Below are 10,028 nucleotides of genomic sequence, written 5' to 3' on the forward strand. Positions count from 1 at the left end.
GTCGCCCCGGTGGTCAGTCGCGCGGGCGAGCCGTGCGGCGACTGAGGTGGATGCCGGCCAGCATGCAGCGCACGGAACCCCCGGCGAGCTCGATGGTCGGCACGTCGAGCGGAACTATCGCCGCCGAGCGCTCGATCACCGCGACCTGCTGACTCGTGAGGCTCGCGAGCGCCCGGGACGACAGCGCGAGGATCAACCCGTGCGAGCCCTCGAGTTCGAGCGCGTTCCCGGCGAATTCTCCCACCTGCTCCCGGGACAAATGGATGAGGTCGCGGCCGGAGTCGCTCAACCGGTCCTCGATCTCAGTGCGGCGGGCATCGTCCACGACGAGGTCGAAACCGGCCATCGCGAACCGGGTGCCGATGCACATGAGCACGTTCGTGTGATAGATCGGCCTGCCGGCGTCATCCGTCGCGTCGAAGGCGATCGGCTCGAAGTTGAAGTGGGTGCAGAATCGCTCGAGCGCCACGGGGTCAGCACGGTTCGAACGGCAGACGTACGCCACGCGGTCGAGGTGGTCGAGCACCATCGCCCCGGTGCCCTCGAGGAACAGTCCATCCTGCTCGAGCCCCGAGTAGTCGATCACGTCCTGGACGCGGTATTCGCGCTTGAGCATCTCGATGATGTCCCACCGGCGTTCCAGACGCCGGTTCGGCGACCACATCGGGTACACGGCCACGTGCCCGCCGGCGTGCGTGGAGAACCAGTTGTTCGGGAAAACCGAATCGGGGGTGAGCCCCGTGCTGAGATCGTCGAAGAGGTGCACCTCCACACCGTGACCGGTGAGCACGTCGTGCACCCGGGTGACCTCCGCGTACGCGGCCCTGGCCATCTCGCCCGGCTCGGCGTCGATGCGGGCGGACTGGAAGGCATTGTCGGCCGCGGTCTGCCGGTTCACCGAGAACGCCGACGGCCGGATCGCCACGACGGAGCGGGGCGCCTGCGGCGAGTATGGATGAGCGACTCGATCCGAGCCCAGCAGAGCGGTGATGGCGTTCCCTTCGACGGTGCTCTCGCATCGTAAACCCCAGACTGGACGGTGGCCGTGTGCCGTGCGGCCGCCGAGCCGGTAGGCTGGCCCCACAATCGAACATCGGGCCGCTCAACGCGATGCGGGAGAGCCGGGGCACCAGTCGTACGCTGACTGCGCAACCCGGCACCGAAGGAGCAATTCTCCCCACCAATCTCTCAGGTACGTGTACCGCATCGAACAGGCCACTCTGAAAAGCAGGACTCAACGTCGACTCCTCGCCCACGGTGAAAGTCGGTCCATCGGGCCGGTGAAGCTCTCAGGCCTATGACAGAGGGGGAGTTCTTGGCAATCCGACCACGCTGGAGAACTCTGTGACCGATAGCACCCCGACAGAAAAGTACAGCCCGCTCCACCAGATCCACGTGGATGCCGGCGCGAGTTTCACCGATTTCGCCGGCTGGCAGATGCCGGTGCGCTACTCCAGCGACCTCGCGGAACATCACGCGGTCCGCACGGCGGCCGCACTCTTCGACCTCTCCCACATGGCGGAGATCATCGTGACCGGTCCGGATGCCGCCGCCGCGCTCGACTACGCCATCGCCGGCAAGATCTCGGCGATCGGGGTCGGCCAGGCCAAGTACTCCCTGCTGCTCACCCCGGACGGCGGCATCGTCGACGACGTCGTCGTCTACCGCACCCACCCGGAGCGGTTCGCGGTCGTCGCCAATGCCTCCAACCGCTTCCCGGCTGCCGCGGCGCTCGCCGCGCGGGCATCCGGTTTCGACGCGACCGTTGTCGACGAGAGCGACGAGATCGCGCTCATCGCCGTGCAGGGGCCGGAGGCCCTGGCCATCGTGGAGTCGATAGCGCGGGCTGTCGACGGGCTAGTGCTCCCCGTCGCCCCGGCAGACCTCAAATACTACTGGAGCACGCTCGGCACCTACCTCGGCGAGGAGGCCATGGTCGGCCGCACCGGGTACACGGGCGAGGACGGCTTCGAGATCTACGTGAGCAACGATCGGGCCGCGCGGCTCTGGAACGATCTCATGGCGGCCGGGGCCGACAGGGGGCTCGTGCCGGCCGGACTCGCGAGCCGGGACACCCTGCGCCTCGAGGCGGGCATGCCCCTCTACGGTCACGAACTGTCGCTGCACACGTTCCCGGTGCAGGCCGGGCTGGGCCGCGTCGTCAACCTCAAGAAGGAGGGCAACTTCGTGGGCCGCGCAGCCGTCGAGGCCGGACCACCGGAGGGCGCGCGGATGCTCGTTGGACTTCGCGCGGACGGCAAGCGGGCCGGCCGCGCGGACTACCTCGTCTACTCGGGAGACACCGAGGTCGGCGTGATCACGAGCGGGGCGCTCAGCCCCACCCTCGGGTATCCCGTCGCGATGGCCTATGTCGACCCCGCGTTCACCGAGCCGGGAACGCAACTCTTCATCGATGTGCGCGGGACTCGCATCCCGGCCACCGTCGTCACACTCCCCTTCTATAAGAGAGAGGCCAAATAACCATGGCTGACCACGAATCACTGGGTTACACCACCGAGCACGAATGGGTGCGGGTGGATGGCAACATCGCGACCGTCGGCATCACCGCCTACGCGGCCGAGAAGCTCGGCGATGTCGTTTTCGTCGAGCTCCCGGCGGTCGGCTCGCCGGTCGCAAGCGGCACGGTCGTCGGCGAGATCGAGTCCACCAAGTCAGTCGGCGAGCTCTTCGCGCCGGTGGATGGCACCGTCACCGAGACCAATGACGCCGTCGTGGCGAGCCCCGAGCTCGTCAACAGCGACCCGTTCGGTGAGGGCTGGCTCATCAGGGTGGCCTTCACCGAGCTGCCGGCGCTGCTGACGCAGGCCGAGTACTCGGCGCTGGTGGGAGAGTAGTGGAGTTGTTGGACGGCCCCGTGTCGCTTCCGACCGGCGATTTCGCCGAACGCCACATCGGCACCGACGACGCCGCGCAGGCGACGATGCTCGCCGCGATCGGCTACGAGACGGTCGACGACCTCGTCGGCGCCGCCGTGCCCGCCTCGATCCACGTTGACGGCTTCCGGGCGGCGAGCGAGAGCGTGCTCCCGCCGGCCGCGACCGAACGTGAGGCCCTCGCCGAGCTGCGCGGACTCGCGCGGCTCAACACCGTCAATCGGTCGATGATCGGCCTCGGCTATTACGACACGATCACCCCGGCGGTGATCAAGCGCAATGTCTTCGAGAACCCGAGCTGGTACACGGCGTACACGCCGTACCAGCCGGAGATCTCGCAGGGCCGCCTCGAGGCGCTGATCAACTTCCAGACCATGATCACCGACCTCACCGGGTTGCACACCGCCAACGCGTCGATGCTCGACGAAGGCACCGCCGTCGTCGAGGGAATGATGCTCGCGCGCCGCGCCAGCAAGGTGGAGCCGCGTGTCTTCATCGTCGATGCGGACACCCTGCCGCAGACGCGGGCGCTGTTGGCTAACCGGGCCGGGGCGGTCGGGATCACCCTCCTCGACCTCGACCTCACCACGATCGAACCGGACGAGCTGCCCGAGGCCTTCGGGGTCTTCGTGCAGTACCCCGGCGCATCCGGGCGCGTGTGGGATCCGTCCGCCGTGCTCGCGACGATCAAGGAGCGGGGCGGCCTCGCCGTCGTCGCCGCCGACCTGCTCGCCATCACCCTCATCGCCTCGCCGGCGGAGTTGGGGGCGGATGTCGCCGTCGGGTCCAGCCAGCGCTTCGGGGTTCCGATGGGCTTCGGCGGGCCGCACGCGGGCTTCATGGCCGTACGCGCCGGGCTCGAACGCCAGCTGCCGGGCCGCCTCGTCGGCGTCTCGCAGGACGCGGCCGGGCATCCGGCGTACCGCCTCTCGCTGCAGGTGCGCGAACAGCACATCCGCCGCGACAAGGCCACCTCCAACATCTGCACCGCTCAGGTGCTGCTCGCCGTGATGGCGTCGATGTACGCCGTCTATCACGGGCCGCAGGGCCTCACCCAGATCGCGACGCGAGTCGCGAGGCTCGCGCGGGTGCTCGCCAGCGCCGCCACCGAGGCCGGGCACACCCTCGTCACGGCCAACTACTTCGACACCCTTCGGCTGCGCACCAAGACGGATGCCGCGGCCCTCGTCGAACGTGCGCACGAGGCCGGCTACCTCATCCACCTCGCGGATGCCGATCACGTGCAGCTCTCGGTGGATGAGACCACGACGATGGACGACATCCGCGCTATCGCCGAGATCCTCGGCGAGGAGCTCGCGGACGACTGGGTGCCGCTCGAGACCGACACCTGGATTCCGGCGGAACTGCGGCGCGCGAGCGACTTCCTCACCCATCCGGTGTTCAACACGCACCGGTCGGAGACGTCGATGATGCGCTACCTCAAGCACCTCGCCGACTACGACTACGCGCTCGACCGCGGAATGATCTCGCTCGGCTCGTGCACGATGAAGCTCAACGCCGCCACCGAGATGGAGGCGGTGAGCTGGCCGGAGTTCGCTGGGCTCCACCCCTTCGCCCCCGAGGCGGACGTGGAGGGCTACCTGCAGCTGATCGAACAGCTGCAGTCGTGGCTCGCCGACGTCACCGGCTACGACGCGGTGTCGCTGCAGCCCAACGCCGGAAGCCAGGGCGAGCTCGCCGGTCTGCTCGCGATCCGCGGCTATCACCTCTCCCGCGGCGACGCCGGCCGCACGGTGTGCCTCATCCCGCAGAGCGCCCACGGCACGAACGCCGCGTCGGCGGTGCTCGCCGGACTGCGCGTGGTGGTGGTCGCCTGCGACGAGCTCGGCAACGTCGACCTCGACGACCTGCGCGCCAAGATCGAGGCGCACGCGGCGGAACTCGCCGGACTCATGATCACCTACCCGTCCACGCACGGCGTCTACGAGCACGAGGTCGGGGCCATCTGCAAGGCCGTGCACGACGCAGGCGGCCAGGTCTACGTCGACGGCGCAAACCTCAACGCGCTGCTCGGCTTCGCCCGCTTCGGCGATTTCGGCGGCGACGTCTCCCACCTCAACCTGCACAAGACGTTCTGCATCCCGCACGGCGGTGGCGGTCCGGGCGTCGGGCCGGTCGCGGCGAAGGCGCACCTCGCGCGGTTCCTGCCCGGGCATCCGATGGCGCAGCGCGACACGATCGTCGGCCGGCGCGCGGAGCAGCTTCCCGAGCACGCGAACATCGTCAGCGCGGCCCCGTTCGGCTCCCCGAGCATCCTGCCGATCAGCTGGGCCTACGTGCGCATGATGGGCGCGGATGGACTGAAGCGAGCCACCGGGGCCGCGGTGCTCGCCGCCAACTACGTTGCCGTTCGGCTGCGCGACCACTACCCGGTGCTCTACTCCGGCGACAACGGGCTTGTCGCGCACGAGTGCATCCTCGACCTGCGGCCGCTCACCGAGTCGACCGGCGTGACCGTGGACGATGTGGCCAAGCGCCTCATCGACTACGGCTTCCACGCGCCGACGATGTCGTTCCCGGTCGCCGGCACCCTCATGGTGGAGCCGACCGAGAGCGAGGACCTCGTCGAGATCGATCGGTTCATCGACGCGATGATCGCGATCAGGGGCGAGGCGGATGCCGTGAAGGCCGGCGAATGGCCGGCCGACGACAACCCGCTGCACCACGCACCGCACACGGCGCAATCCGTGATCGAGGGGGAGTGGACCCACGCCTACTCGCGCGAGCAGGCCGTGTACCCGGTTCGCACCCTCATCCGCAACAAGTACTGGCCGCCGGTGCGCCGCATCGACAACGCGTTCGGAGACCGCAACCTGGTCTGCGCCTGCCCGCCGCCGGAGGCGTTCGCCGACTGACCCCGCGCCTGCGCGGCCTTGAGTGACACGCGTGCCCGAAAATTCGGGCGCGCGTGTCACTCACAGCCGCGCCGCTGTCGCTGCGCTGGTCGAGTAGCGAGCGCCAGCGAGCGTATCGAGACCTCTTCGCAACACCCCGGCCCTTCCGGCGGCACGTCTTTCGCTGCTAGGGTCACACCCGTGAATTCCTTCGTGCGAACAGACGACGCCCCCCGTGGCGGCGTTCGGCGCGCAATCGGACAGCCAGATACAGCGCACATGGGGCAGTCGTAGGCCTTCGGGCTCCGACCGCACTCATTCTGTTTTTCTGACACCGATACCGAGGAGAATCATCATGTCAACCGTTCGCTGGAGCGACGGCGAATTGCGCCGATTCGTCGTGAACGCGCCGTCCCTCAGCTGGGGGGAGGAGACGCTGGCCGAGCTTGCCCGGCAGCGCTTCGGCTCCGAGTTGCGCCATCGTGTCGTGCCGCGCGTTCAGGCACGTCTGCTCGCCAAGGCGGGAGTGCCGCTTTCCGCCGAGGGAGTCTGCCTATTCGCGGGTGAACTGGTCGAGGACTCGCGGTACGACCGCCGCCGCGACTGGCTCCTGCTCTGCGCGGATCCGTGGGAATACCTCACCGAATGGGTGGGGGACGCGGTACTCCGCTCGTACAAGTCGACGATCGGCCGTTCGCGAAAGGACGCTCCTTTGCTCGAAGGAATCGCCGCGGCATCCTCTCGTCAATCGATCGAGGGCCCGATTGCGGAGTGACCGCGGCGCAGAAGTCGCCGAGGCTCCTGCAAGTGTTCCCCTGTGTCACGAATGCGCCCGGTCACCCGGGCGCAACCGTGGCGCGGGGGGACCATGCGCGGGGGGACCATGCGCGGGGGGAGCGAGACGCGGGGAGTGAGAGGCGGTGCGGGCTACTTCGGCACCCCGAACAGCCCGGGGAACGCGGATGCCGCCCACGGGTACCCGACGAAGATCGCGGTGTCGATAACAAAGTGCGCGATCACGAGCGGGAGCACGCGGCCGTACCGCGTGTACAGCCAGCCGAACAGCGCGCCCATCGCGAAGTTGCCCACGAACGCGCCGAAGCCCTGGTAGAGGTGGTAGCTGCCGCGGAGGGCGGCGGCCACGAGGATGATCGGCCACGGGCGCCAGCCGAGGTCACGCAGCCTCGCGAACAGGTAGCCGATCACGATGATCTCTTCCTGCAACCCGGCGCGCAGGGCGCTGAGCACGAGAATCGGCACCGTCCACCAGTAGGTGTCGAGCGGCGATGGACTCACCGTGAGGTTGATCCCGATCGCCTTGCTGCCCAGGTAGACGAAGATGCCGGGAATGCCGATCGCGAGCGCGAGCCCGAGGCCGACGACGGCGTCGCGCCCCGGCCGACGCAGGTCGACCCCGAGGCGCCCGAGGTGCGGTCGCGCCGCCCGCCAGAGCAGGAATCCCACGAGAACCACCGGAACCAGGTCGAAGAATATGGCCAGAAACTGGTAGCTGAGGTCGAACACCTGACGGTCGCTGAGCGCGGCGTTGAGCGACCGCACCTGCCGGGAGAGCGGTTGGGTGCGCGTGACACTGTCGGCGATCGACACGATCGAGTAGACGGCGGATGCCCCGAGCGAGAGCCCGAGCACGAGCCAGATCTCCCCGACGATGCGTCTCCGCGGCGGCAGCTCGTCTGGCGGGCCGGGAAGTGGGAACGGCCCGGCGGACAGCGGGAGCGGCCTCACGTCACCGCTTGACTGCGCAGGCGGGGGTGCCGCCCGGCAGCAGGTGCCGGTAGCGGGCCACGAGGGAGTAGCCGAGCGCCCCGGCCCAGGAGAAGGGGGGAGTGGCGAGCAGCCAGCCGACGAACCTCAACGCCTGGTTGGGCTGGTGCCTGAGCAGCGCGGAGACCGCGAGGTGTCCACCGTACTGGTGCGTGGGCGTCACGAGCCACACCCGGGCGGACGCCTCGTCGGTGCTCAGGCCGAGCGTGTCGAGGTCCGCCCATTGGTACGGAATGGTGGCGGGCATCGCCGGGAGGGTGCGCTCGAGATAGCGTACGGATGTCGTGCAGAAGCCGCAGTCGCCGTCGAAGATCAGGAGCGCATTTTTGGTGGAGTTCGACAATGAGGCCTGGGGCACGCCTTCGATGCTACCCCGATGTTCCCGCCGCTTTATCCCCGGACCCGCCGCACATTCGCAATAATATTGTGAATCTAGGGGTATCGACGCACCAAATCTCGATTTAGCGCAAGATTCTCTTGCGACTGTTACCACTGTGTAACGTTTGCCCTTACAGTTTGGCGGGGAGGCCACGGCCTACTTATGGTTTTTCTATCTAGCGCGGCAGAACGCTAGGAAATCGTGCTGCCGTCGCTCATCTTGCACAGGAGGAAAATTGAAAATCAAACGGATTGCGGTAGTGGCGTCAGTCGTTGCCGTCGCCGCGCTGGCTCTGTCCGGCTGCAGCGTGCCGAAGACCTCGGAAGTGATCAAGGGGACTTCCATCAGCGTCGCCTGGAACGATCCGCTGCAGGAGTACAACACCCTGTCGGCGACCGGTAACGCGGCGGCGAACAACAACATCTCCTACATGGCCAACTCTCCGTTCAACTACTACGACGACAAGAACAAGCTCGTCAAGAACACCGACTTCGGCACATACACGGTCGAGAAGAAGGACCCGCTCACGGTCAAGTACACCGTGAAAGAGGGCGTCAAGTGGTCTGACGGCGTGCAGGTCGGCGCGGCGGACATGATGATGACGTGGGCAGCGTTGACCACACACCTCAATAACGTCGAGGCGGAGTACGACGCCGACGGCAACGTCACGAACCAGGCGGCGCTCGACAAGGGCGTGTTCTTCAACGCCGGCGCTGTCAAGGGCCAGGGCCTCGACCTCGTGTCCAAGACCCCGACGATCAGCGACAACAACCGCAGCGTCACGATCGTCTACGACAAGCCGTTCGTCGACTGGGAGCTCTCGTTCCCGATCGGTGTCTCGGCCCACGGCACCGTGCAGCTCGCCTACCCGGACAAGAAGTACTCCGGCGACGCGGCGAACAAGGCGCTCATCAAGGCCGTCCAGGACAAGGACTACACGTTCCTGAGCCCGGTCGCCAAGTCCTGGAGCAACGACTACAAGTTCCTCGACATGCCGAAGGAGAAGCAGAAGCTGCTCTCCGACGGACCGTACGTCGTCTCGGACCTCAAGGATCAGCAGTACGTGACCCTGACGGCGCGCAAGGACTACACCTGGGGACCGTCGCCCAAGTACCAGAAGATCACGGTTCGAGTCGTCGGCGACCCGCAGGCTCAGATCACCGCGCTCCAGAACGGCGAGGTCAAGATCGCCGAGGGTCAGCCGACTGCCGACCTGCTCACGCAGATCAAGGGCCTGTCCGGCGTCAAGTACAAGGCGGCGACCGAGTCGACCTACGAGCACATCGACCTCCAGGTCACCAACGGTGGCGTCTTCGACCCGAAGACCTACGGCGGCGACGCGGCGAAGGCCCAGCTCGTTCGTGAGGCGTTCCTCAAGACGGTTCCCCGCCAGGACATCGTCGACAAGCTCATCAAGCCGCTCCAGCCGGACGCCGTTCTGCGCGCCTCGCTGCAGTTCGTGCCCGGCACCCCCGGATACGACGCGGTGAAGAAGGAGGGCGCGTACGCCCAGTACGACAAGGTCGACATCGAGGGGGCCAAGGCTGACCTCGCGAAGGCCGGAGTCTCCAACGTGAAGGTGCGATTCCTCTACGGCAAGACGAACACCCGTCGCCAGCAGGAACTCGAGCTCGTGCGCCAGTCGGCCGCACTCGCCGGAATCACGGTCATCGATGGTGGGAGCGAGACGTGGGGCGCAGACCTCTCGTCGAAGCCCAATGACTACGACGCCGCGCTGTTCGGATGGCAGGCCACGAGCCTGGCAGTCGCGCAGAACCAGGCGAACTACACGCCGGGTGGTCTGAACAACTACTACGGATGGTCCGACAAGGCGCTGACCACGATCTACGACAAGCTGTCGACCGAGACGGACACGGCCAAACAGGATGACCTGCTCGTGCAGGCGGACAAGATCATCGGCCAGCAGGCCTGGTCGGTTCCGATCTTCCAGTTCCCCGGAGTGACTGCCTGGAGCGACACGGTGGCGAACATCAAGCCGGCGTTCCTCGCACCGCAGTACTTCTGGAACTTCTGGGAGTGGGCACCATCGAAGACGGCAACCGCCAAGTAGTCGCTTTGTGAGTGGCCAGGGTGGATCATTGATCCACCCTGGCC

Annotated in this window: 8 protein-coding genes and 2 riboswitches; of the genes, 5 read left to right on the forward strand and 3 right to left on the reverse strand. The window is 67.1% G+C overall.

Features of this window, described 5'->3' with window-relative positions; translation table 11 throughout:
• Positions 1-13: 13 nt before the first annotated feature.
• On the reverse strand, positions 14-925 hold the full coding sequence (gene ctlX / locus VIM54_RS01805; protein ID WP_414673150.1) for a citrulline utilization hydrolase CtlX: 912 nt from the start codon (positions 923-925) through the stop codon (positions 14-16).
• Between the two features lie 178 nt (positions 926-1,103).
• Positions 1,104-1,214, forward strand: a riboswitch (glycine riboswitch).
• Positions 1,215-1,314: riboswitch (glycine riboswitch) on the forward strand. It begins immediately after the preceding riboswitch.
• 30 nt (positions 1,315-1,344) lie between these two features.
• Here ctlX and gcvT point away from each other — a divergent pair.
• The 4 genes from gcvT (at position 1,345) to VIM54_RS01825 (ending at position 6,524) form a co-directional block, all read left to right on the forward strand.
• The gene (gene gcvT / locus VIM54_RS01810; RefSeq protein WP_331898657.1) at positions 1,345-2,481 is read left to right on the forward strand and encodes a glycine cleavage system aminomethyltransferase GcvT; all 1,137 of its coding nucleotides are present in this window, start codon (positions 1,345-1,347) and stop codon (positions 2,479-2,481) included.
• Positions 2,482-2,483: 2 nt separating this feature from the next.
• On the forward strand, positions 2,484-2,855 hold the full coding sequence (gene gcvH, locus VIM54_RS01815; RefSeq protein WP_331898659.1) for a glycine cleavage system protein GcvH: 372 nt from the start codon (positions 2,484-2,486) through the stop codon (positions 2,853-2,855).
• Positions 2,856-2,941: 86 nt separating this feature from the next.
• Complete coding sequence (gene gcvP, locus VIM54_RS01820) at positions 2,942-5,770, forward strand: aminomethyl-transferring glycine dehydrogenase (protein ID WP_414673153.1); 2,829 nt, start codon at positions 2,942-2,944, stop codon at positions 5,768-5,770.
• Between the two features lie 334 nt (positions 5,771-6,104).
• The gene (locus tag VIM54_RS01825; RefSeq protein ID WP_331898662.1) at positions 6,105-6,524 is read left to right on the forward strand and encodes a hypothetical protein; all 420 of its coding nucleotides are present in this window, start codon (positions 6,105-6,107) and stop codon (positions 6,522-6,524) included.
• A 152-nt stretch (positions 6,525-6,676) separates the two neighbouring features.
• On the opposite strand, the gene VIM54_RS01830 is transcribed toward VIM54_RS01825, so the two are convergent.
• Together VIM54_RS01830 and VIM54_RS01835 are read right to left on the reverse strand one after the other, a co-directional pair.
• Positions 6,677-7,495 (reverse strand): CPBP family intramembrane glutamic endopeptidase, encoded by an 819-nt coding sequence (locus VIM54_RS01830; protein WP_414673151.1) that lies wholly within the window; start codon positions 7,493-7,495, stop codon positions 6,677-6,679.
• A gap of 1 nt (position 7,496) precedes the next feature.
• Positions 7,497-7,892 (reverse strand): thiol-disulfide oxidoreductase DCC family protein, encoded by a 396-nt coding sequence (locus tag VIM54_RS01835; protein WP_331898663.1) that lies wholly within the window; start codon positions 7,890-7,892, stop codon positions 7,497-7,499.
• Positions 7,893-8,172: 280 nt separating this feature from the next.
• Here VIM54_RS01835 and VIM54_RS01840 point away from each other — a divergent pair, with 280 nt between their 5' ends.
• Positions 8,173-9,984 carry an ABC transporter family substrate-binding protein gene (locus VIM54_RS01840; protein WP_331898665.1) on the forward strand — a complete coding sequence of 604 codons (1,812 nt, stop codon included), beginning with the start codon at positions 8,173-8,175 and terminating at the stop codon, positions 9,982-9,984.
• The last annotated feature ends 44 nt before the right edge of the window (positions 9,985-10,028 follow it).

The sequence above is a fragment of the Lacisediminihabitans sp. genome (assembly GCF_036569425.1).
Classification (GTDB): Bacteria; Actinomycetota; Actinomycetes; order Actinomycetales; family Microbacteriaceae; genus Lacisediminihabitans.

Coding starts and splice junctions, on each gene's coding strand:
- gcvH (WP_331898659.1), top strand. CDS start 2,484: ATGGCTGACCACGAATCACTGGGTTACACCACCGAGCACGAATGGGTG.
- gcvP (WP_414673153.1), top strand. CDS start 2,942: ATGCTCGCCGCGATCGGCTACGAGACGGTCGACGACCTCGTCGGCGCC.
- VIM54_RS01825 (WP_331898662.1), top strand. CDS start 6,105: ATGTCAACCGTTCGCTGGAGCGACGGCGAATTGCGCCGATTCGTCGTG.